Below are 21,075 nucleotides of genomic sequence, written 5' to 3' on the forward strand. Positions count from 1 at the left end.
CTACACCTACACCACCACCCCCTGAATAACCTTCAATGACTTGCAGCCCAACTTCGTCACCGCCAACCAGGCCGGTAACGGCCCCGATGTCGTCGTCGGTGCACACGACTGGATCGGCAACCTGGTGCAGAACAGCGCGATCCGGCCGGTCGTCCTGAGCCCCGAGGCCGAGTCCAACTACTCCGACATCGCGCTCAAGGCCGTCACCTACGACGGCCAGATCTACGCAACGCCCTACGCCGTCGAGTGCCTGGGCCTATTCGTCAACAAGGCACTGACCTCAGTGACCCAGCCGGCCAGCATTGAGGAGATGATCGAGGCGGGCAAGGCGGCCGGAACCGAGCTCATCCTGTCTCAGGCCATTGACGAGAAGGGCGACGCCTACAACATGGAGCCGATCTATACCGCCGCCGGCGGCTACCTGTTCGGTAAGAACCAGGACGGCTCCTACAATCCCGAGGACCTCGGTATCGGCAAGGAGGGATCCATCAAGGCCGCGGAAAAGATCCGCCAGCTCGGCCAGCAGGGAGTCCTCAGAAAGTCAGTCACAGCCGCCAACCACATTTCCTTGTTCACAGACGGCAAGGCCCCCTACCTCATCTCGGGGCCATGGGCTCTGGCGGACATCAAGAAGGCCGGCATCGACTACCAGCTCACTCGGATTCCAGGATTCAAAGATATCAAGGACAGCCAGGCCCGCCCTTTCGTGGGAGTCAACTGCTTCTATGTGGCCTCCAACGGAAAGAACAAGGCCTTCGCCGAGACCTTCGTGGCCGACGCGGCCAAGGACATGACTTTCGCGGCGGCGATGTTCCCCTCCAACGAGCTGCCTCCGGCCCAAAAGGACCTCGCGGACAAGCTCAAGACGGAGCAACCCGACATGGTCACCTTCGCGGATCTCTCCGCCAAGGCGGAGCCCATGCCCGCGATCCCCGCCATGTCCTCAGTGTGGGAACCCTTTGGACGCGCTCAGGCCAACATCGTCGCAGGCGCCGACCCTGCGAGCACCATGACAGGGGTCGGCAAGACCATCCAGACGTCGATCAACGGTTCATAACCCATCGCCTGCCCCGAGGCGGAACGCTTCTCCACACACCCGGTTATTCCTCATCCTGCTTTCCCACTTCTGGAAAGGACCCGCAGATAATGACGTCCGCATCCACCACCCCGAGGGAGAAGACCACGACCATCAGAGGTCTTGTCGGTCGCATTATGGTGCTCTCCCTCACGCTGGTCGCAGCGATCTACCTCGTCCCGCTTCTTATCGCCTACCGGATGTGGTTGTGGCTGGCAGTCGTCGTCATCGCCACAGGGGCCATGTTCCTGCTGTACTCGACCAGGAGATTCATACCCGCCAAGTACCTCTTCCCCGGGACGTTCTTCCTCACCGTCTTCCTCATCATCCCCATCTTGCTGACCATTCAGACCTCCTTCACCAATTTCGGAGACGGGTACCGCGGAACCAAGGAGGAGGCCATCACCTCCATCACCAACAACTCCATGGTCCGCACGGAGAACTCCCCCACCTATGGCTTGTCGGTTGCGACCGACGGCGACGTCAACAAAGGGCCCTTCTCACTGTTCCTTGTCAATCCGCAGACCAAGGAAGTGCTGCGAGGGAGTGACGGGAAGAAGCTGGAGAAGGTCGATGCCAGCACCGTGACCGTTGACAACGGCGTGGTGACCAAGGCGGAGGGGTACACGATCCTGTCCCCCAGGCAGATCAACACCGCCTACGAGGACATCAGCACCATGTCGGTTCCCTTCACGGACAAGACCACGGTCAAGGTTCAGGGCGTCAGGACCGCGTTCGAGGGAACCAAACGGATGGTCTACAACGAGTCCTCCGACACCATCACCAACACCGTCACCGGGGACGTCTACTCGATCAAGAAGGTGGGACTGTCTGAGCACTTCGTCAACGCCAAGGGCGAGAGCCTGGCCCAGTCCTGGAAACAGAACGTGGGACTGGCCAACTACTCGCGGCTCTTCACTGAGGGCAACCTGGCCTCCCAGTTCCTCAAGGCCTTCGCGTGGACCATCATCTTCGCCCTGGGATCGGTGCTTCTCACCTTCGGCCTCGGCTTCTTCCTGGCGCTGACCCTCAATGATGATCGCATCAAGGGTAAGAAGCTCTACCGCTCCTTCCTCCTGCTGCCCTATGCCGTCCCCGGCTTCATCTCGCTGCTCGTGTGGTCGAACTTCTACAACCAGGACTTCGGCCTCATCAACCGGATGCTGCACCTCAGCATCCCGTGGCTGTCCGACCCGACCATGGCCAAGGTCGCCGTCCTGCTGACCAACACGTGGATGGGCTTCCCCTACATGTTCATCGTGTGCACCGGCGCTCTGCAGTCCATCTCCGGCGACGTCAAGGAGGCGGCAAAGATGGACGGCGCCAGTGGCATGCAGGCCACATGGCGCATCATCACCCCGCTGCTCCTGGTCGCCGTCGCCCCCCTGCTGGTGAGCACCTTCGCCTTCAACTTCAACAACTTCAATGCCATCCAGCTGCTGACCGAGGGTGGACCTTTCCCGGCTGGGGAGTACACGCGAGGCGGAACCGACATCCTCATCTCCATGGTCTATCGCATTGCCTTCGGCCGTGCCGGCTCGGACTTCGGATTCGCCTCGGCCGTCTCCGTGGTCCTGTTCGCCGTCACCGGTGTCCTGGCCGCCTTGCAGTTCCGAGCCACCAAGAAGCTCGAAGACGTCAACTGACCAGCCGACCTCGGAAAGAACATCATCACCATGAGCACCTCATCGCAGTCCGTGCCCCAGTCCGCATCCAAGAGTTCCGAGGAGAGCGCCGTCGTCGAGAACCACATGCCGTTCTCACGCTGGTTCCGGGAGATCGGCTGGAGACACGTCGTCGGCGTTATCGCCCTGGTCTTCGGCGCCTTCCCCGTCCTCTACGTCATCTCCGCCTCACTCAACCCCCTGGGCACGGTGGCATCCACCGGTCTGATCCCCACCAAGGTGAGTCTGGTCAACTACCAGAACCTGCTGTCCGGGGTACGGGGCCCATTCCTGCGCTGGTACCTCAACACGATCATCATCTGCACCGTGGTGGCCACCGCCCAGGTCTTCCTGTCCCTGCTGGGGGCCTACGCCTTCTCCCGGTTCCGCTTCGCCGGGCGCCGTGGAGGCCTGCTGGCCCTGCTCCTGATCATGATGTTCCCCGCGATCCTGTCCATGATCGCCATCTACACGATGATCTCCGACATCGGCCAGGTAGTCCCCTTCCTCGGCCTCAACACCCTGGCCGGCTACAGCCTGGCGCTCATGGGCGGGGCGCTGGGGCAGGTGTGGCTCATCAAGGGAACCTTCGACACGATTCCCCGCGAACTCGATGAAGCGGCCATCATCGATGGCTGCACGCACTGGCAGGTCTTCCGCATCATCCTTCTGCCCACGCTCAAGCCGATCATCGCCACCACCTTCCTGCTGGCCTTCGTGGGCGTCATCAGCGAGTTCCTCCTGGGCTCGATCATCCTGACCGACGACACTCAGAAGACGCTCGCAGTGGGGCTCTACGGCATGCTCGCCGGCGACCGCTCCAACAACCTGGGCATCTTCGCCGCCGGGGCGGTCCTCACCATGGCCCCGGTGATCGCCCTGTTCCAGTACTTGCAGCGCTACATCGTCGGAGGATCGATCTCGGGCGCGGTCAAGGGCTGATCATGGTCGGGGACCTTCGCACGTCCCCCACCCCCGTCGGCCGAAGATCAGGGACTGTCAGCGCCACATGGCCGTCACGGATTCCCACGAACGGCACATGACCTGCGATGATGGTCAGTGGAGGGACACGACGATCCAGTGTCGGTGCACGCGAATCAGCCCCTCCATCCTGACCGTTCTTCGTAGGATTCACTCATGCCACAGAGACTCACTCTCACCAACATCGCCGACCAGGCGGGTGTCTCCACAGCGACTGTCTCGCGTGTGCTCAATGGAAAGTCCAACGTGGCGGACTCGACCCGCCGGCAGGTGCTCGCTGCGCTCGACATCCTGGGCTATGAGCGTCCCGAGTCGGTGCACCAGGCCTCCCGCGGTCTCATGGGGCTGATCGTGCCCGAGCTGAGCAACCCGATCTTTCCGCTGTTCGCCCAGCAGATCGAGCAGCTCCTGGCGCCCTCCGGGCACACTCCCCTGCTGTGCACCCAGACCCCCGGCGGTATCAGCGAGGACGAGTACATCGAGATGCTCGTGGACCGCGGTGTCGCCGGTATCATCTTCGTCTCCGGCCGTCACGCGGACACCACCGGCGACGTCACCCGCTACCAGCGCCTACGTGAGCGCGGCGTGCCGCTGGTGACGGTCAACGGCAACGCGCCGACCATCAAGGCCCCGGGCTTCGCCACCGATGACCGACGGGCGACCCGGATGGCAGTCGATCACCTCATCGCCCTGGGGCACCAGCGCATCGGTCTGGCCATGGGGCCGATGCGCATGGTGCCGGCTCAGCGCAAGCGCTCCGGCTACGAGGACGCCATGAGCGAGGGCCTGTCCGAGGAGCCGCTGCGGATCGTGGAGACGCTCTACACCTACGAGGGCGGCGTCAGCGCAGCCCTTCACCTGCTGGAGCAGGGTTGCACCGGCATCGTGTGCTCCTCGGACGTCATGGCCCTGGGCGTGGTTCACGGGGTGCGCCAGACGGGAAGGTCAGTGCCTCACGACGTCTCCGTCATCGGCTACGACGACTCACCGCTCATCCCCATGACCGACCCGCCGCTGACCACGGTGCGCCAGCCCGTGGAGTCCATCTGCCGGGCGGCCGTCTCCACGCTCCTCGCACAGCTCAGCGGGCAGCGGCCGGCCGACACCGAGATGCTCTTCGCCCCCGACCTCATCGTGCGCGACTCGACCGCCGCGGCCCCCATCGACTGAGCCGCCCGCCGCTCGCAGCGGCGCCCTGGCGCGAAGCGTCCGGTCAGCGCGACCACGTGCGGGCCAGCCGGGTGCCGAGGTCCGTCAGCCGTGACTCCAGCCGGTGAGAGTCAGTCGCGTCCCAGGGCTCGGTGGCATGAGCCTCCTGCAGCCCGTAAGCGGTGGTGACGCCGGCAGCGGCCAGCTCACCGCGGCTGACGGCGCAGCGCCCGCACACCACGATGCACGGCAGCGCCTGCGAGGCGGCCTGCTGGCCGACGACGCCCACGACGCCGTCGGCCAGAACGTCGTAGAGCTCTCCCCAGGCCGCGACGACCAGGTCCTGACCGCGAACGGCATCGCTCAGAGCGAGGATCTCCGCCATGGCTCGCGCACCGGGCCGCACCCACGCACCCAGGGCCCGCAGCACCAGGGCGCTGCCCCCGCCCGCCCCGGTTCCCCAGAAAGACGCGCTCAGGCGAGCGTTCCCGGCGGAGTTCGACGCGTGCTCGGAGGCGGAGGGCCCGACGTCGTCGAGCACGGAGACGACAGGCAGGGATCTGCGTGGGCCGACGGCACCGGGATCGAGGCCCTGGGCCGCGCTGACGACTTCCATCGCGCGGGAGCAGGCGCGGCGGTCCAGCTCCTGTGCCAGCTCAGGGCTGATGGAGGTGATGCTCGTCAGGGCCGCCCCGGCGCCGTTCATGCCTCCCAGGGCGATGTCGTCGGCCAGAACGAGTCCGAGGCTACGGCGCGACAGCAGGTCCTTGGCCACTCGCAGGCCCCCGAGCGCGTCCATGACTCCCAGGCCCCCGTCGTGAACGGCGGAGCGCGACAACCCCACCAGGAGTGTGTCCAAGGGCCCGGTACGGCTCAGGGCGGCTCCGATGACTCCTCCCAGGCCGGAGGTGTTCCCCTCCAGCGCCTCCTGGGCCGCCTCATCGGGATCGGCCGGAAGCGCCAGGAGCCGAGCGGCGTCCAGGAACCAAGTGCTTGCCTCGCCGCGGCGCCGGTTGCCGAATGGTGTCGGCTTGGGAAGCAGACGCACCAGGTCGACCTCTCTGACCTGTCCGAGCGGTCCCCGCCCCTGAATGACCTCCCGGGAGGCGACCTGCTCAGGGGCGATCACCTGGGCCGAGCCTGGTCCGCCGTCCGCCATGGGCAGCAGGGTCAGGGAGTCGTGGGGGCGCGCCTCCCGCCAGCCACGCGCCAGGCAGGAGGCGACGTGGCCCGGGGCGAGACCTGGTCCCGAGCCCGCCAGAGGCACTCCAGCGGGCTCGGGCCACAGCCCACCAGGGGCGAGAAGAACCTTCATGTGTTCGGTCTCCGGTGGCGGGCTCGGCGAGCACTGGTCGTCATGAGCTGATGGCGCCGCCCAGGCGGGCCAGGAGGAGGGCCTCGGCGACCACGATGTGCTCGAGCTCGCCCAGGTGCATGGACTCGTTCTCGCTGTGGGCCCGGGTGTCGGGGTCCTCGATCCCGGTGACGAGCACCTGGGCGTCGGGGAAGGTCTCCTTGAGGGTGGCGATGAAGGGGATGGAGCCGCCCTGTCCGATGTTGACGGCCTCGGTGTCCCAGGCCGTGGACAGGGCCCAGTGGGCGGCCTCGGAGGCGGGGGTGACCTCGGAGCCGTCGAAGGCGGGCCCGGCCTCACGGCCGGTGACGGTCAGACGGCCCCGGAAGGGCACGTGCTTCTCCAGGTGGGTGACCAGGGCCTCCTGGGCCGCGGCCGGGTCCTGCCCGGGTGCGATGCGCAGCGAGAGCCGGGCCGTGCACGACGGCGTCAGGACGTTGCCGGCCAGGTCCAGGGGCGTGACGTCCATGCCGATGAGCGTCAGGGAGGGCTTGGTCCACAGCCGGGCGGTGAGGTCACCGGTGCCGGAGAGCTCAACACCGTCAAGGACTCCGGCGTCGGCGCGGAAGTCGGCCTCCGGGTAGTCGGGGAAGTCGGCGTCGGCCTGGGACCGGCTGACCAGCCCGGCCACGGCGACGTCACCGGCCTCGTCGTGGCAGGAGGCGATCAGACGACACATGGCGGTGGCGGCGTCCAGCACGGGGCCGCCGTACTGACCGGAGTGAAGCGCGTGGTCGAGCATGTCGAGGCGGACGTCGACCTGGACGACGCCGCGCAGCGTGGTGGTCAGGGACGGGGTGCCGACCTTCCAGTTGGAGGAGTCGGCCACGACGATGACGTCGGAGGCCAGCCGGTCGCGGTGGGTGGTCAGGAAGTTCTCGAAGGAGGGGCTGCCCACCTCCTCCTCACCCTCGATGAAGACCGTCACGGAGCAGGGCAGCTCGCCGTCGGCCAGGGAGGCCAGGATGCGCAGGGCGTGGGCGTGGGTGATGACGCCGGCCTTGTCGTCAGCGGTTCCGCGTCCGAACATCCGCTCCCCGTGCCGCTCGGCGGTGAAGGGGTCGGCCTGGCCCCAGCCGGTCGGGTCGCCGACGGGCTGGACGTCGTGATGGGAGTAGAGCAGGACGTGCGGGCTGCCGTCCGGGCCGGCCTTGTGGGCCAGGACGGCGGGCCGGCCGGGGGTCCCGTCGGGGGCGGGCACCGAGAGGATCTCGGCATCCAGACCGCTGTCGCGCAGGAGCGCGGCCACTGCCTCAGCGGAGCGCTGAACCTGGGACTGGTCGTAGCTGGAGGACGAGACCGAGGGGATCGCGACCAGGTCCGTCAGGTCGGAGACGATGGCGGGCATGGAGGTGTGCACGGCGGTGCGCACGGCATCAACGGTGATCATGGTTTTCAGGGTATCGCGCCGCTGCCGCTAGTCTTGGCACCGTGAGCCTGTTCAAGAAGCGCAGCCAGACCCCTGAGCCGGAGCCCGTGGTCGAGTCCTCCCCCAAGCCCGGCGGCAAGGGACGCCCCACGCCCCGGCGCAAGGACCAGCAGGCCAAGAACCTGCACCCGGTGGTCCCCAAGGACCGTGCGGCCGCCAAGCGGGAGGCGCGAGCGGCCCGCGAAGCCGCCTGGAAGCGCCAGAACAAGGCCATGGTCACCGGTGAGGAGAAGTACCTCCCGTCCCGGGAGAAGGGGCCGGTCAAGCGCCACATCCGCGACTACGTCGACGCGCGCTTCTGTCTGGGCGAGTACTTCATGCCCCTCGTCTTCATCCTGATCGTCATATCCTTCACGTTCACCCGCCTCCTGCCCCAGTACCCGCTTATCAGCTTCTACACAATACTGGCGATGAACGGCTACCTGCTGGCGGCGATCGCCGACGCCGTCTGGTGCTGGGCGCGCCTGCGCCGCCGCCTGACCGCGAAGTTCGGCCAGGAGCGGGTCAAGGACGAGGGGATGATCGTCTTCTACGTCATGTCGCGCTGTTTCATGCTGCGGCGCTGGCGCCGTCCCGCCGCCCTGGTCAAGCGGGGCCAGTACCCCTCCTGATCCGTTCCGGTCCGCTTTGGGACGGCCCCGGTCGCCTGGGCTCAGGCAGTCGTTCGAGCGGCGGAGCCGGTAGCCAGGGCCCGGTTGATGCGCCCCGGCCAGGCGGGACCGTTGTAGATGAAGGCCGTGTAGGCCTGAAGCAGGTCCGCTCCTGCGTCGAGCATGAGCTCGGCGTCCATGACGGAGGAGATGCCGCCGACGCCGATGATCGTGGGCTCCTGCCCCAGCCCGCGGCGCAGACGGCGCACGACCTCCAGGGCGCGGGGAAGAAGAGGGGCGCCGGACAGGCCGCCCTCCCCCAGGTCGTGGTCGATGGTCGTGTTGGTGGCCACCACCCCGTCGAGCCCCATGTCCAGGACCAGCTGCGCAACGGCGTCGATGTCCTCGTCAGCCAGGTCGGGGGCGATCTTGACCAGGAGCGGGACGTGCCGCCTGGCGGCGCGGTCGGCGGCCTCGCGCACCGCCTCGAGGATCGGGCGCAGCATCTCAACGCTCTGCAGGCTGCGCAGCCCGGGGGTGTTGGGGCTGGAGACGTTGACGACGAGGTAGTCGACCCACCGGGCCACTGCTGCGGCCGAGTAGCGGTAGTCGTCCACCGCCTCGTTAAGCGGGGTTACCTTGGTCTTGCCGATGTTCGCACCGACGACGATGGAGCGTCCTCGCGGGGTGCGGCGCAGGGCCCGCAGGCGCTTGGCGGCCTCATCCGCCCCGGAGTTGTTGAAGCCCATGCGGTTGCGTACGGCGCGCATCTGCGGGTAGCGCCACATGCGGGGCTTGTCGTTGCCGCCCTGGGGGCGGGCGGTGAACGTGCCGACCTCGATGAAGCCGAAGCCGAGCATGTCCAGGCCCTCAACGGCCTGCCCCTCCTTGTCCATCCCCGCTGCGAGTCCCAGGATGCCGGGCACGGGACGAGCGAAGGGACCGCCCTGGTTGGCCGAGGGAACGGGGAAGACCGGCCGGCGCCCCCACATTTGGCGCACCACGTCTCTGACGAGGGGAACCTTGCCGGTGACCTCGATCGCGTCCAGGCACACGTCGTGGATCAGCTCGGGGTCGATACGGGTGAGCACGGTCTTGTACAGCAGGTCGTAGAGCACGGCATCAGGCTACCCCGACCGGGTCTTCCAGGGCCCGTGCAGGCTCCCGCCATTATTCTCCTCGGTGTTCCCGCTTCGCACCGGTGACGGTGTCACGGTAGCGTGGGCGTCGTCCGAGCCTCATTGCAGGCGTGTTCTCAGAGGTGGCTAGTGTCCTTCAACCGCGATATCCAGCTCGACCCCAACCGGGTCCAGACCCGTTCCGGCGCAGGCCGGGGCGCCATGATCGGCGGCGGATCGATCCTGACCGTCATCGCCGTCGTCCTCATCTCCCAGCTCACGGGAGTGGACCTGACCTCCATGCTGGGGACGCAGCAGCAGACTGGGACGACGACGTCGACGGCCTCATCGATCGACACCTCCGTGTGCACCAGCGGGGACAGCGCCAACAAGTACACCCAGTGCCGTATGGTGGCCACCGCCGAGTCCCTTGACGCGGTGTGGACCGAGCAGCTGCCCGCCCAGGCGGGGCTCAGGTACGCCAAGCCCGAGTTCGTCCTGTGGGACGGCACCCAGATCTCCTCGGCCTGCGGCAACGCATCCTCGGCGGTGGGTCCCTTCTACTGCTCAGGGGACCGGACGGTCTACCTGGACATGAGCTTCTTCTCCGAGATGGAGCGCTCCCTGGGGGCCACTGACACGCCCTTGGCGGAGGAGTACATCGTGGCCCATGAGTTCGGCCACCATATCCAGCACCTGACCGGGCAGATGGCCAAGGCCGACCGTTCGGGCAGCGGTGCGACCTCCGACTCGGTGCGTCTGGAGCTCCAGGCGGACTGCTACGCGGGGATCTGGGTCAACCACGCCTCCTCCACCCCGGACCCGGACACCGGCAAGCCCTTCCTCAACCGCCCCAGTAGTGAGGAGATCAAGGGTGCGCTGGGCGCGGCCGAGGCCGTGGGCGACGACCACATCCAGGAGCGGGCCAGGGGGCACGTCGACTCCGACACGTGGACCCACGGCTCCTCCGAGCAGCGCGTGCGCTGGTTCACCACAGGAATGAACTCCGGTTCGATGCAGGCCTGCAACACCTTCGCCGTTGACGCCTCCCAGCTCTGAGACGAGCCGCGGCGACGCCGCTCGTCGCCCTGGCTCGTCCTGCCTCCCCGCCGATCCTCTCGGCCTGATGGGGCCCGCCGCCTTCTGCGCGGCGAGCCCCGTTTGCGTGTGACGTGGCGTCACACCCGACACTGGGCTCATGACACCCCCGTCACCAGCGACATCGCCGGTACGAGACTTCAGGAGGACACCATGACCGGGAGGGCGCTCATCATTGTCGAGTCCTGCTTCGGCAATACCCGGGCCGTCGCCGAGGCCGTTGCCGCCGGACTGATTGAGGGCGGCGCCGAGGCCCAGGTCGACGACGTCGATGAGGCTCCAAGCGGCCTGCCCGCAGACCTCGATCTGCTCGTCCTGGGAGCTCCCACTCACAACTGGGGCCTGCCGACGGCGGCCACGCGGGCCAAGGCACGTGCGCAGGCGGGACCGGGCAAGGTCTCCCCGGGGGTCGGCGAGTGGCTGAAGACTGCCACGGTCCCGGTCTCCACCGATGTCGTCGCCTTCGACACGGTCATCTCCAAGGGCTGGCTCAGCGGTTCAGCGGCCAAGGCGATCGCCAAGGCGCTGCAGCGTCAACAGGGGCGGCGCACGGCGTTGGTCAGGAGCTTCGTGGTCGCGGCGAGCAAGGGCCCGCTGGCCGCCGGCCAGGAGAGCGACGCCCGCAGCTGGGGACGTGAGCTCGCGGTCTCGGTGGGCAGCAGATAGCGGCGGGTCTCTCCGCGACACCTGCACGGACGAATACCTGAATGGTTCAGTAGTAGCGCCACTGCCGCATGTCTTGGTTGTAGACCTCGACGATCCGCGGATGCAGGAGGGTGGAGGGCTCCATGGCCTCGGTACGGGCCGGTTTGGTTCGCATGATGAACTTCAGGGTCTGCCGGTCCTGGTAGGTCAGGCCTTTTGGCAGCGGCTGGCTGATGAGGTTCTGCGGCGTCTTGGTGGACAGGATGAAGCCCCACTCCCCGAAGGAGGGGATGTTGGTGGAGAAGGGCAGGATCTGTCGATCCGGCTGAGCGGCTGCAACGGTGCTGGCCACTGTGGAGAAGGCGTGGGGCGAGAAGAAGGTGGAGGTGGCCTGGGTGACCATGACGCCCTCGGGTGCCAGGCGCGCCTCGATGCTCCGGTAGAACTCGGTGGAGTAGAGCTTGGCGAGCTTCTCGTTGGAGGGGTCGACCAGGTCAATGAGAACGACGTCGTAGGTCGCCTTGGAGTCCTGGACGTAGGTGAAGGCGTCGTCGTTGACGACCTTGACCCTGGGGTCGGACAGGGAGGCGTGGTTGAGGTCCTTGAGCAGGCGGTTGCTCCGCGCCAGCTCGGTGACATCGGGGTCGATGTCCACGACGGTGATGTCCGTGACGCTGGGGTAGCGCAGGATCTCCCGGGTCAGCAGACCGTCGCCGCCGCCGAGGACGAGGACATGGGCGGGATCCTTCACCGAGGTCATGGCACTGGCCGACAGGGTCTCGTGGTACCTGGCCTCGTCCAGGCTGGAGAACTGGAGTTGGCCGTTGAGGTACAGGCGCAGGTCGTCCTGGTACTTGGTGAGGACGACCTTCTGGTAGGCGGTCTGCTGGTAGTAGACGATCGGATCGTTGTAGGTCAGCGCCTCCACGCTGCGCTCGATGCGGTTGGCGGCTGCGAACATGCCGACAAGTGCCACGACGGCAGCAGTGGCCGCCCACAGGATCTTGCGAGGTGTGCGCACCTGGAGCAGGACGAGCAGTGCGACCAGCACGTTGAGAGCCCCGACCAGGTAGGCCCCGCGCATGAGCCCGAGCTGTGGGAGGAGCACCAGGGGGAAGACCAGGGAGGCCACCAGCGAGCCGAAGTAGTCGATGGCCATGACCTTGCCGAGCAGCTCACTGGTCGAGCGGCGCCCAAAGGCGGCGAAGGTCCGCACCAGCAGCGGGATCTCCAGGCCGATGAGGATGCCGATGGTCAGGCTGATGCCGCCGAAGACGACCCAGTGCAGTCGGGTGCGCCCGAAGGCCAGGTACAGCAGGAGGACGGAGTTGCCGCCGATGAGGCCCAGCAGTACCTCGCTGACACCGAAGACGACCTCCGGTGCGGTGTGGAAGCGGTTGACCAGCAGCGAGCCGATGCCCATGCCGAACAGGGTGATGCCGGTGGCCAGGCTGAAACTGAGGACGGAGTCGCCCAGGAGGTAGGAGGCGGCCGTGCCCAGGATGAGCTCATAGATGAGTCCGCCGATCGCGGCAAGCAGGGCCGCAGTGAACAGGGCGACGTTCTCCCGTCGCCCGATTCGGCCGTGGGTCATGGTTCGCCGCTCAGCTCAGGATGGTGGCCGCGATGATGATCGCGATGGCCAGCGCCGTGCCGGCGAAGGCGACCCCCAGGCCGATGTTCTGGTCCTCGATGAGCTCGCGTCTGAGGTCGAGGCGGAAGATGCGGTTGACGAGCAGCGCGAACACCATGAGCAGGACCACTCCGAGTACCGCGTAGACGATGGTGCTCAGCAGTGACTGCCAGTTGAGGTCGACCGATGAGTGGCCAGCGATGGTCATGAGCGACATGTCTTCTCCTTCGTGTGTGACTGTCGAGGGGTTGGGTGAGTGGGCTCCAGGTTATTTTCCGACGCCGCCGCCCCCGCCGCCGTAGACCGAGCGGTTTCGGAAGGAGACGCCGCCTCCTGAGGGGATGAAGCCCCCATCGTCATCAATCAGCTCGGCAAGCACCAGCGCAACGAACATCAGGACGATCCAGAACACGGGGGCCCACTCGCTTCCGCTCGTCCCGGAGATCGCCGCGGGGAACCACCGCCAGAGCCTTCGCACGAAACTGGGTATCCACCACGGTCGGGACACTGGCCTACCGAAGACCTTGTACTGCTGCGAGGAGGACAGACCTGTTTCGCTATAGATCTCTCGGGTGTGGAGGCGGTGTGCATCGACCACCATGGTGGAGATCGAGCCGTGCGCATCCACCACGCGGAGCTCGGCACACGTCGTCGTGGTAAGAGCCCCATTGGGATGATTCACAGCCCCGGTCTCGTGGTCGATCTCAGCACGGCGCACATTCGTGACCTCGACGGTGCACGGCCGGCCACGGACTCTCAGCTTCCGGGTCCAACCGACCTCGAGGGTGAGCGGGTCAATCGTCGGCTTAACAGGAACCGGCTCGTGAAGAACAACCTTGTTGGTGTCTCGACGGATCTCCAGCCAGAGCTCTTGACCCTCGTCGTCGATCAGGCGCCACTGCTCCCGCTTGACGAAGCGCCGGCTTCCCTGATCCCGTCGTTTGAGGACAACTCGTCCCATGACGGTGTAGGAGCGGCGCTTCTTCCTCAGGGAACCGCGAAGCGTCTCACCGACTCTCAGATCGCCTCTGACACTCACAGCGTGATCTCCGAGCTGGTCACCTGCTGGGCCCGCAGGCGCTTGCGCACCAGCTCTCCCACGGCCTCGATCTGGGCGGGGGTCAGTGTGCAACAGCTGGTGAGCGTCACGTAGCCGGTTCCGGACTCGGGCCAGGTGTGGGCGGCGATATGAGACTCGGACAGAATGATGACGGCGCTCAGTCCCTGGGGCTCGAAGCGGTGGTGAGCGCTGGATACGGCAGTCAGTCCCGCCGTCCGGGCGGCGGTCAGGAGAATCGACTCCATGGTGGACAGGTCGTTGAGCGCATACGGCTCAGCGCCACTGATCTTGTAGCTGACGGAACACAGGCTCACCGCACTCACGCGAGCACGGTAGCAACGAGGCAGGCAGCCGACAAACGGGCTGAGGTCCCCATCCTCACTCCCCCGCCGTCGACAACACATGGCGGGAAGCCCGTCACCGATGGGGCGACCTACTTGCCGACTCCACCTCCGCCGCCACCGTAGACCGGGCGGTGACGATAGCTCCGTGAGGAGCCCGAGTGCGAGGTGCTGGTGGGATCGGCGTCGCCACTGGAGCGGCTGGGGTTGGAGCAGGCGGAGAACAGTCCGCCGACGAGCACGATACTGACGAAGGCGGCGACGACGGCGCATCCGATGTTCCGGCCGGTTCTTCCAGGGGCAGATCGGCGGTTGTACAGGACCCGCCCGAAGAGCTGCTTCTGCTGCGCAGTGGACAAGGAGGTCTTGCGGTATGCCAGGAGGTCACGGAAACGGTGGCTGTCGATGGTCAGCCTGCTGGTCACGCCGGCCGGGTCCGTCAACCGCACCTCTGCGTAGGTCATGGTCTCGCCGATGTTGAGTGGGCACACTGGGGAACCGATGACGTTCTCGAGCGTTCCGGTGGTCACCTCCTCAACCATGCCCCGGTGCAGGACGCCATTGATCGTCAGCGGCATCGTCTGGCCGACGGTCAGGGCCCACGGCTCGATCGTCTCCTGGAGACGAACGGGTTCGTAGAAGAGGACCTCGCCGGGATCGTGGTCGATCTCGACCCAGGTGTCGGCGTTGCTGGCCCCGATGAGCTGCCACTCCTCCCAGTAGTAGAAGCAGTGGTCCTGGGAGTCCCATTCCTTGAAGAGCAGGCAGCCCGTGACTGACAGGGCGCCTGCAGTGCCCTGGAGCAGGTCGCCGACCTGCAGGTTACCTCGCGTGCCGTTCACCAGGACCCTCCCGCCTGCGGAGAGCAAGACGGGGCGCCGCTGCCGCCGTCGGTACCTGATCCGCCTGTCATCACGCGGGCACAGTAGCAACGCGGGCATGTCCCGGCAAACGGATCGCACTCCCCATGATCCGGCCCCACTACGTGGATCCGAACGGCTCAGGATCCGGGTGCCGTGTGAGACTGTCCCCATGCGCGTTGCCGAGATCGCCGAGCTGACCGGGACGACCGTGCGCACGGTGCGCTACTACCACTCGCTGGGGCTGCTTCCAGTCCCTGACGAACGTGGCGGCTGGCGCGACTACGACCTGAGCCACGTCGCCCGGCTCTCCCGGATCCGCTGGCTGGTCCAGGCCGGTGTGTCCCTGGAGACCATCAGGCGCGTCCTCGACGAGTCCGAGGCCACCGGCGTCGAGCAACCCGACGATGTGCCCGCGGCCGGAACGGTTGAAGCACGCGCGGCGGCCGGCTCCGTGGTCGAGGACCTGGCCGGGGCACTGGCCGCCGTGGAGGATCACCTGGCCGAGGTCGCCAGGCAGAGGGACATGCTCACCGGCCTGCTGGAGCGAGCCAAAGCCGGTTCGACGGTCTCACCGATGTCCCCGCGTATGGCGGCCTTCTTCGACCGGCTGGAGCAGGCGGCTGCCGATGAGGCCACCCGCTGCGCCGTGCGCAAGGAGCGGGACCTGACCGACCTGGCCTGCTATCGCGGCCGGATGCCGCCGGAGGCGGAGTTCCTCTTCGTGGACCCGGATCCTGACTACGACGCCGAGTCACTGGCCCTTTACTCCCAGGAGCCGACCGAGATGTCAGAGGCGCAGATCGAGCAGCGCGCCCAGGTCATGGTCTCCCGGATGGAGGCCCGGCTGCCGCCTGAGCGCCTTGCAGCCCTTGCCAGCAGCGTCGACACCGATGCGGTCCGGGGGCTCTTCAGCCTCATCGGAGCCACGGGGTACCCCGATGCGCGGCTCACCCGGGCCTTGGAACGGGAGTTCCTCACCGCGATCGACCGATGGCACCCCAGCTAAGTGAGCGCCGCTCGCACGCCCGGTTCACTGCGAGCCGATGGGACCGCACCAGCAGCTGAGGCGAGTAGCGTCGCTGGTATGAGTCAACGCCTTCCTTCATCTGACAACGTGGTTCTCAAAGGCATCCGTGAGGAGCCCAGCGCCGAGGACGGAGCACGGGTCCTGGTGGACCGGCTCTGGCCCCGTGGCGTGTCCAAGGAGCGTGCCGCTCTCGATGAGTGGGCCAAGGACGCCACCCCCACCACTGAGCTGCGGCGGGCCTTCCACAGCGGGGACCTGCCCTGGCCCCAGTTCGTCGAGGCCTACCGGGCCGAGCTCACCGAGAGGCCCGAGGCGGTCGCCGCCGTCGAGCACCTGCGTCACGAGGCCCTCACAGGGCGCGTGACGCTCCTGTTCGCCGGCCACGACCACGTCCACTGCCACGCGCGTGTCCTGCGTGAGGCGATCCTCGGTGTCGAGGAGGACCTGACCTGACGGCGGCCCCGACGGGGCCTCAGACGTTGAAGCCCAGGGCGCGCAGCTGCTCGCGGCCCTCAGGGGTGATCTTGTCCGGCCCCCACGGCGGCAGCCAGACCCACTGGATGCGGACCTTGTCGGCGATGAGGGACAGGGCCTGCTGGGCCTGCTCCTCGATGACGTCGGTGAGCGGGCAGGCGGCGGTGGTCAGGGTCATGTCGAGCACGACGGTGCCGTCGGGCTCGATCGACACCCCGTAGAGCAGCCCGAGGTCGACGACGTTGATCCCGAGCTCGGGGTCGATGACGTCGCGCAGGGCCTCCTCGACGGCGGCGACGTCGACGCCCTCGGTGCTGGCGACGGGGGTCGGCGGCTGCTGGGCGGCCATGGGGTTGTCGGCGGCTGCCGGCATCCCACTGGGGTTGTCACTCATGGCTTCTTCCTTCTTCCTCGCAGGTCGGACAGTGGTGTCAGGACAGTTGGGCTACTCGGCGCCGTTCGGCTCAACGGCGGGCAGGGCGACGCCGGACTTGGCCAGGGCGTCCTTGAGGGCCATCCATCCCAGCAGGGCGCACTTGACGCGGTTGGGGTACTTCGAGACGCCCTCGAAGGCGGCCCCGTCCTCCAGGTCGTCCAGGACGGCGTCGTCGACGCCCTTGCCGCGCGAGTGCATGAGGGTATCGAAGTCCGCCTCGAGGCGGGCCACGGTGGCCAGGTCGACGCCGTTGACGAGGTCGTGCATGACGGAGATGGAGGCCTGGGAGATGGAGCCCCCGTCACCCTCCCAGCCGATGGCCTCGATCTTGCCGTCCTTGACGCGCACCCCCAGGGTCACGTCGTCACCGCAGGTGGGGTTGACCTGGTGGCTGGTGGCGTCCGGAGCATCGAGGGCGCCGGAGCCGTGGCGCTCACGGGAGTGGTCAAGGATGACTTGCTGGTAGAGCTGGTCGAGTTCGTTCATGCTCACCTCTGGAAGTAGCGTCGGACGTCGGCGATGGCGGACAGGAAGCGGTCCACCTCCTCGGGAGTGGAGCAGGCCCCGAAGGACAGGCGCGAGGAGGCGTGGATGCCGAAGTGCTGGTGGATGGGCTGGGCGCAGTGGTGGCCGGTGCGCACGGCGACGCCGGCGGCGTCGAGGACCTGGCCGACGTCGTGAGGGTGGACTCCCTCGATGGAGAAGGCGACCACGCCCAGGCGGTCGGTCGTGTCGGTCGGGCCGACCAGGCGCAGTCCAGGCGCCTGGGTCAGGCCCTCGAGCACCTGCTGGGTCAGGGCCTGCTCGGTGGCGTGGAGCCGGTCCAGGCCGATCCGGGCCAGGTACTCCACGGCGGTGCTCCATCCCGCGGCCTGCGCCAGCGGCTGGCTGCCGGCCTCGAAACGGGGCGGGCCGCTCATGAAGGTCGACGACTCCATGGTGACGATCTCGATCATGGAGCCGCCGGTGAGTACTGGCGGCATGGCGGCCAGGAGCTCCTCGGTGGCCACGAGCGCGCCGATGCCGGTGGGGCCGAGCATCTTGTGGCTGGAGAGCACCATGGCGTCCACGCCGGCGGTCTTCAGAGCGCTGAAGTCCAGCGGCAGGTGGGCGGCGGACTGGCAGGTGTCCAGGACGACGAGCGCACCGGCCTGCTGGGCGCGCGGGAGGATGAGGTCGAGCGGGCTGATGGCGCCGGTGACGTTGGAGGCGTGGGTCAGGGCCAGGACTCGGGTGCGCTCGGTGATGACGTCCAGGGTGGCGGCATCGATGCGCCCGTCCTCGGTCAGGTCCAGCCAGCGCAGGGTGGCGCCGGTGCGGGCGCACAGCTCCTGCCATGGCACGAGGTTGGCGTGGTGCTCAGCGCGGGTGACGACGACCTCGTCACCCTGTCCGATGATGAGGCGCCGCGCCGGGTCGTCGGCCGCGGAGGGGCCGCCACCGCGGGCGGCCGACCGGCCCAGGCTGGCGTGCCCGATGGCCAGGGCCACGAGGTTGATGGCCTCGGTGGCGTTCTTGGTGAAGACGAGCTCACTGCCACGCGCTCCGACGAAGGCGGCGACGGTGTCGCGGGCGTCCTCGAAGGTGGCGGTGGCCTCGTCGGCGAGCTGGTAGGTCGAGCGCCCTGCCGCACCGTTGGAGGTGCGGTAGAAGTCGGCCTCCGTGGTGATGACGCCGGCGGGCTTCTGACTCGTGGCCGCCCAGTCCAGGTAGGCCAGCACCTCGCCGTTGCGGGCGGGCCGGCCCAGGTAGGGGAAGTCGGCGCGGATCGCGGCGACCTCCTCCGCGTTGAGCGCGCCGGTCGAAGGCGCCCCGGTGAGCGGGGCCGTGGACTGGGTCATGACGTGCCTTTCCGATTCGGTGCGAGCGGTTCCGGGCATGGTTGCCGACGGCGGGGGGCTGAGGTCACGAGGAACCTTAGTTCCCCTTCCTTAGTGCCGGGGCCGGCGACGACGCCTGGATGCGCGCTGCGCCGTCGTCGGCCCTGGCACGGTGAGGGCTGTCAGGCGAGGTAGCGGTCGTAGCCCTCTTCCTCCAGGCGGTCGGCCAGGTCGGGGCCACCGGACTCAACCACGCGCCCGTCGACAAAGACGTGGACGTAGTCGGGCTTGATGTAGCGCAGGATGCGCGTGTAGTGGGTGATGAGGAGGAAGCCGGCGTCGGACTCGTCATGGAGGCGGTTGACGCCCTCGGAGACGATGCGCAGGGCGTCGACGTCCAGGCCGGAGTCGGTCTCGTCCAGGACGGCGAAGCGGGGCCGGAGCAGCTCCATCTGGAGGATCTCGAAGCGCTTCTTCTCACCACCGGAGAAGCCGGCGTTGACGTCGCGCTGGGAGAAGGCGGGGTCCATCCGCAGGTTCTTCATGGCCTGGTTGACCTCGCCGACCCACTGGCGCACCTTGGGGGCCTGGCCGTCGATGGCGGTCTTGGCTGTGCGCAGGAAGTTGGCCACGGTGACGCCGGGGACCTCGACGGGGTACTGCATGGCCAGGAAGAGGCCGGCGCGGGCGCGCTCGTCCACGCTCATCTCCAGCAGGTCGACGCCGTCGAGGAGGACCTCACCGTCGGTGACCTCGTAGTCGGGGTGCCCGGCGATGGAGTAGGCCAGGGTGGACTTGCCCGAGCCGTTGGGACCCATGATGGCGTGGACCTGGTTGGAGTTGATGGTCAGGTCCACGCCCTTGAGGATGGGCTTGGGGCCGTCGTTGGTGGCGACCTGGACGTGGAGGTTCTTGATCTGCAGAGTGCTCATGCGACGTTTCTTTCAACTGGGTTGTGGTCTGGTTGCGGGTGGCGGACCGTCGTGCGGGTCCGGCCTGTCACTCGGCTGCCGGCTGGGCGGCGGGGTCCTGGTCGGTGCGGGCGGCGATGAGTCCGGTGAGCTCAAGCTCCTTCTCGATGGCGGCCATGAGGCGCTCCTCGACCTCATCGACACCGATCTCGGCGACGATCTCGTTGAAGAAGCCCAGGACGACGAGGCGGCGGGCCTCGGTCTCGGGGATGCCGCGGGCACGCAGGTAGAACAGCTGCTGGTCGTCGAAGCGGCCGGTGGCGCTGGCGTGTCCGGCTCCCTCGATGTTGCCGTTCTCGATCTCCAGGTTCGGCACGGAGTCGGCCTTGGCCCCCTCGGTGAGGACCAGGTTGCGGTTGAGCTCGTAGGTGTCCGTGCCGCGGGCGGCCTGGCCGATGAGGCAGTCCCCCACCCACACCGCGTGCGCGCCCTCGCCCTGGAGGGCGCCCTTGTAGGTGACGCGCGAGTAGCAGTGGGGCTCGGTGTGGGCCACGTAGGGGCGGTGCTCCTGGTGCTGGCCGGCATCGGTGAAGTAGACGCCGTAGGCGTCGATGTGGCCGCCCTCGCCGGAGAAGCCCAGGTCGGGGCAGATGCGCACGTCTCCGCCGAGGCTGACGACGACGTGCTTGAGGATGCCGCGGCCGCAGACCTTGACCCGGTGGTTGGAGGCGTGGACGGCCTCGTCCTGCCAGCCCTGGACGGTCACCAGGGTGAGCTCGGCGCCGTCGGCGACCGTCACCTCGACGCCCTGGGTCAGGGCGGCGGTGCCGGTGTGGTCCAGGACGACGGTTCCCTTGGAACCGGCTTCGGCGGCGACGAGGATGTGCTGGGCGGTGGGGCGGGCGAGCTGCGCGTCCTGGCCGACGATGTTCAGCCGGGCTGCCCGCTCCAGCTGGGCGCCGGGCTCCAGGGTGAGCACGGTGGCGGTCTCGGTGCCGTTCCAGGCGGTGATGCCGGTGCGGTCGACCGGGGCGCCCACGGTGCCGATGCGGGCGTCGCTGCGCGCGACGGTCTCAAGGCTCGCGCCGTCGGGCAGGTCCGCCTCGATACGGACGGCGCCGGCATCGCTCTGGCCGGCGGTGGCCGCGCGGATGACGTCGAGATCGAACAGCGGGGCGAAGCGCTTCATCGGCGTGAAGCGCCACTCCTCCTCGCGGCCGCGCGGCACCGGGATGTCAGCGGGGTCGAAGGAGGTGGGGCGGTCGGCGCGAGAGGAGACGTAGCGCGGACCGCCGTGGGAGTGGGCGCCGTCGAGCGTGGCGCTCGAGTGGTCGGTGGAGAGTTCAGGCATGTGGAGGTGCTCCTTGGCCGGCAGCAGGCCGGTGTGATGAGGTGTGGGTCGAAGGC

General features: G+C 67.7%; 22 protein-coding genes. 9 read left to right on the forward strand and 13 right to left on the reverse strand.

The features are described 5' to 3' along the window. The first annotated feature begins 40 nt into the window (after nt 1-40). The 4 genes from HMPREF2883_RS01565 to HMPREF2883_RS01580 all read left to right on the forward strand — a co-directional run bounded on the left by HMPREF2883_RS01565 (nt 41) and on the right by HMPREF2883_RS01580 (nt 4,890). Entirely contained in the window at nt 41-1,057 is a 1,017-nt protein-coding gene (locus HMPREF2883_RS01565; protein WP_256277276.1) for a sugar ABC transporter substrate-binding protein, read from the forward strand. 89 nt (nt 1,058-1,146) lie between these two features. Then, nucleotides 1,147-2,721, forward strand: coding sequence for an ABC transporter permease subunit (locus HMPREF2883_RS01570; protein ID WP_070658574.1), 1,575 nt, complete (start codon nt 1,147-1,149; stop codon nt 2,719-2,721). Nucleotides 2,722-2,751: 30 nt separating this feature from the next. Continuing rightward, the gene (locus tag HMPREF2883_RS01575; RefSeq protein WP_083313533.1) at nt 2,752-3,681 is read left to right on the forward strand and encodes a sugar ABC transporter permease; all 930 of its coding nucleotides are present in this window, start codon (nt 2,752-2,754) and stop codon (nt 3,679-3,681) included. Nucleotides 3,682-3,876: 195 nt separating this feature from the next. Then, nucleotides 3,877-4,890 carry a LacI family DNA-binding transcriptional regulator gene (locus HMPREF2883_RS01580; protein ID WP_070658575.1) on the forward strand — a complete coding sequence of 338 codons (1,014 nt, stop codon included), beginning with the start codon at nt 3,877-3,879 and terminating at the stop codon, nt 4,888-4,890. Nucleotides 4,891-4,933: 43 nt separating this feature from the next. On the opposite strand, the gene HMPREF2883_RS01585 is transcribed toward HMPREF2883_RS01580, so the two are convergent. Both HMPREF2883_RS01585 and HMPREF2883_RS01590 read right to left on the reverse strand, forming a co-directional pair. Beyond that, nucleotides 4,934-6,184, reverse strand: a complete 1,251-nt coding sequence (locus tag HMPREF2883_RS01585) for a glycerate kinase (RefSeq protein WP_070658576.1) — start codon at nt 6,182-6,184, stop codon at nt 4,934-4,936. Between the two features lie 40 nt (nt 6,185-6,224). Further along, entirely contained in the window at nt 6,225-7,613 is a 1,389-nt protein-coding gene (locus tag HMPREF2883_RS01590; RefSeq protein ID WP_070658578.1) for a dipeptidase, read from the reverse strand. Nucleotides 7,614-7,654: 41 nt separating this feature from the next. On the opposite strand from HMPREF2883_RS01590, the gene HMPREF2883_RS01595 reads away from it, so the two are divergent. Then, complete coding sequence (locus tag HMPREF2883_RS01595) at nt 7,655-8,263, forward strand: DUF3043 domain-containing protein (RefSeq protein ID WP_070658579.1); 609 nt, start codon at nt 7,655-7,657, stop codon at nt 8,261-8,263. Nucleotides 8,264-8,304: 41 nt separating this feature from the next. On the opposite strand, the gene HMPREF2883_RS01600 is transcribed toward HMPREF2883_RS01595, so the two are convergent. Then, a complete protein-coding gene (locus HMPREF2883_RS01600) occupies nt 8,305-9,360 on the reverse strand; it encodes a quinone-dependent dihydroorotate dehydrogenase (protein WP_070658581.1) in 1,056 nt (351 codons plus the stop codon). Between the two features lie 150 nt (nt 9,361-9,510). On the opposite strand from HMPREF2883_RS01600, the gene HMPREF2883_RS01605 reads away from it, so the two are divergent. Both HMPREF2883_RS01605 and HMPREF2883_RS01610 read left to right on the forward strand, forming a co-directional pair. Next, a complete protein-coding gene (locus HMPREF2883_RS01605; protein ID WP_070658584.1) occupies nt 9,511-10,419 on the forward strand; it encodes a KPN_02809 family neutral zinc metallopeptidase in 909 nt (302 codons plus the stop codon). A 192-nt stretch (nt 10,420-10,611) separates the two neighbouring features. Beyond that, complete coding sequence (locus HMPREF2883_RS01610; protein WP_070658586.1) at nt 10,612-11,124, forward strand: flavodoxin family protein; 513 nt, start codon at nt 10,612-10,614, stop codon at nt 11,122-11,124. A 46-nt stretch (nt 11,125-11,170) separates the two neighbouring features. On the opposite strand, the gene HMPREF2883_RS01615 is transcribed toward HMPREF2883_RS01610, so the two are convergent. The 5 genes from HMPREF2883_RS01615 to HMPREF2883_RS01635 form a co-directional block, all read right to left on the reverse strand. After that, nucleotides 11,171-12,697: a polyamine aminopropyltransferase gene (locus HMPREF2883_RS01615; protein WP_070658588.1), complete on the reverse strand. Its 1,527-nt coding sequence runs from the start codon at nt 12,695-12,697 to the stop codon at nt 11,171-11,173. 10 nt (nt 12,698-12,707) lie between these two features. Next, nucleotides 12,708-12,953 (reverse strand): DUF350 domain-containing protein, encoded by a 246-nt coding sequence (locus tag HMPREF2883_RS01620; protein ID WP_070658590.1) that lies wholly within the window; start codon nt 12,951-12,953, stop codon nt 12,708-12,710. Between the two features lie 51 nt (nt 12,954-13,004). Continuing rightward, entirely contained in the window at nt 13,005-13,775 is a 771-nt protein-coding gene (locus tag HMPREF2883_RS01625) for a hypothetical protein (protein WP_070658592.1), read from the reverse strand. Beyond that, a complete protein-coding gene (locus tag HMPREF2883_RS01630; protein WP_083313534.1) occupies nt 13,772-14,110 on the reverse strand; it encodes an S-adenosylmethionine decarboxylase family protein in 339 nt (112 codons plus the stop codon). The genes HMPREF2883_RS01625 and HMPREF2883_RS01630 overlap by 4 nt, the downstream gene beginning before the upstream one ends. Nucleotides 14,111-14,229: 119 nt before the next feature. Beyond that, complete coding sequence (locus HMPREF2883_RS01635) at nt 14,230-14,979, reverse strand: hypothetical protein (RefSeq protein WP_070658595.1); 750 nt, start codon at nt 14,977-14,979, stop codon at nt 14,230-14,232. Between the two features lie 190 nt (nt 14,980-15,169). On the opposite strand from HMPREF2883_RS01635, the gene HMPREF2883_RS01640 reads away from it, so the two are divergent. Together HMPREF2883_RS01640 and HMPREF2883_RS01645 are read left to right on the forward strand one after the other, a co-directional pair. Beyond that, complete coding sequence (locus HMPREF2883_RS01640; RefSeq protein WP_070658597.1) at nt 15,170-16,006, forward strand: MerR family transcriptional regulator; 837 nt, start codon at nt 15,170-15,172, stop codon at nt 16,004-16,006. Nucleotides 16,007-16,084: 78 nt separating this feature from the next. Then, nucleotides 16,085-16,480: a DUF488 domain-containing protein gene (locus HMPREF2883_RS01645; RefSeq protein ID WP_070658599.1), complete on the forward strand. Its 396-nt coding sequence runs from the start codon at nt 16,085-16,087 to the stop codon at nt 16,478-16,480. Nucleotides 16,481-16,499: 19 nt separating this feature from the next. Here HMPREF2883_RS01645 and HMPREF2883_RS01650 read toward each other — a convergent pair whose 3' ends face one another. The 5 genes from HMPREF2883_RS01650 to sufD all read right to left on the reverse strand — a co-directional run bounded on the left by HMPREF2883_RS01650 (nt 16,500) and on the right by sufD (nt 21,019). Beyond that, the gene (locus HMPREF2883_RS01650; RefSeq protein ID WP_070658601.1) at nt 16,500-16,895 is read right to left on the reverse strand and encodes a metal-sulfur cluster assembly factor; all 396 of its coding nucleotides are present in this window, start codon (nt 16,893-16,895) and stop codon (nt 16,500-16,502) included. Nucleotides 16,896-16,946: 51 nt separating this feature from the next. Beyond that, nucleotides 16,947-17,423 carry a Fe-S cluster assembly sulfur transfer protein SufU gene (sufU, locus tag HMPREF2883_RS01655; RefSeq protein ID WP_070658603.1) on the reverse strand — a complete coding sequence of 159 codons (477 nt, stop codon included), beginning with the start codon at nt 17,421-17,423 and terminating at the stop codon, nt 16,947-16,949. 2 nt (nt 17,424-17,425) lie between these two features. Beyond that, the gene (locus tag HMPREF2883_RS01660; RefSeq protein WP_070658605.1) at nt 17,426-18,778 is read right to left on the reverse strand and encodes a SufS family cysteine desulfurase; all 1,353 of its coding nucleotides are present in this window, start codon (nt 18,776-18,778) and stop codon (nt 17,426-17,428) included. 161 nt (nt 18,779-18,939) lie between these two features. Beyond that, nucleotides 18,940-19,689 carry a Fe-S cluster assembly ATPase SufC gene (gene sufC / locus HMPREF2883_RS01665; RefSeq protein WP_070658607.1) on the reverse strand — a complete coding sequence of 250 codons (750 nt, stop codon included), beginning with the start codon at nt 19,687-19,689 and terminating at the stop codon, nt 18,940-18,942. Nucleotides 19,690-19,756: 67 nt separating this feature from the next. Continuing rightward, nucleotides 19,757-21,019 (reverse strand): Fe-S cluster assembly protein SufD, encoded by a 1,263-nt coding sequence (sufD, locus tag HMPREF2883_RS01670; protein WP_070658609.1) that lies wholly within the window; start codon nt 21,017-21,019, stop codon nt 19,757-19,759. Between the last annotated feature and the right edge of the window lie 56 nt (nt 21,020-21,075).

Source organism: Actinomyces sp. HMSC075C01, from assembly GCF_001812965.1.
GTDB classification, from domain to species: Bacteria; Actinomycetota; Actinomycetes; order Actinomycetales; family Actinomycetaceae; genus Actinomyces; species Actinomyces acetigenes.

Bases quoted from the DNA above. Each gene is read 5' to 3' on its own strand.
- HMPREF2883_RS01615 (WP_070658588.1), bottom strand. From the start codon at position 12,697: ATGACCCACGGCCGAATCGGGCGACGGGAGAACGTCGCCCTGTTCACT.
- HMPREF2883_RS01610 (WP_070658586.1), top strand. From the start codon at position 10,612: ATGACCGGGAGGGCGCTCATCATTGTCGAGTCCTGCTTCGGCAATACC.
- HMPREF2883_RS01570 (WP_070658574.1), top strand. From the start codon at position 1,147: ATGACGTCCGCATCCACCACCCCGAGGGAGAAGACCACGACCATCAGA.
- sufU (WP_070658603.1), bottom strand. From the start codon at position 17,423: ATGAACGAACTCGACCAGCTCTACCAGCAAGTCATCCTTGACCACTCC.
- HMPREF2883_RS01590 (WP_070658578.1), bottom strand. From the start codon at position 7,613: ATGATCACCGTTGATGCCGTGCGCACCGCCGTGCACACCTCCATGCCC.
- HMPREF2883_RS01650 (WP_070658601.1), bottom strand. From the start codon at position 16,895: ATGAGTGACAACCCCAGTGGGATGCCGGCAGCCGCCGACAACCCCATG.
- sufD (WP_070658609.1), bottom strand. From the start codon at position 21,019: ATGCCTGAACTCTCCACCGACCACTCGAGCGCCACGCTCGACGGCGCC.
- HMPREF2883_RS01620 (WP_070658590.1), bottom strand. From the start codon at position 12,953: ATGTCGCTCATGACCATCGCTGGCCACTCATCGGTCGACCTCAACTGG.
- HMPREF2883_RS01640 (WP_070658597.1), top strand. From the start codon at position 15,170: ATGCGCGTTGCCGAGATCGCCGAGCTGACCGGGACGACCGTGCGCACG.
- HMPREF2883_RS01660 (WP_070658605.1), bottom strand. From the start codon at position 18,778: ATGACCCAGTCCACGGCCCCGCTCACCGGGGCGCCTTCGACCGGCGCG.
- HMPREF2883_RS01580 (WP_070658575.1), top strand. From the start codon at position 3,877: ATGCCACAGAGACTCACTCTCACCAACATCGCCGACCAGGCGGGTGTC.
- sufC (WP_070658607.1), bottom strand. From the start codon at position 19,689: ATGAGCACTCTGCAGATCAAGAACCTCCACGTCCAGGTCGCCACCAAC.
- HMPREF2883_RS01585 (WP_070658576.1), bottom strand. From the start codon at position 6,184: ATGAAGGTTCTTCTCGCCCCTGGTGGGCTGTGGCCCGAGCCCGCTGGA.
- HMPREF2883_RS01645 (WP_070658599.1), top strand. From the start codon at position 16,085: ATGAGTCAACGCCTTCCTTCATCTGACAACGTGGTTCTCAAAGGCATC.
- HMPREF2883_RS01575 (WP_083313533.1), top strand. From the start codon at position 2,752: ATGAGCACCTCATCGCAGTCCGTGCCCCAGTCCGCATCCAAGAGTTCC.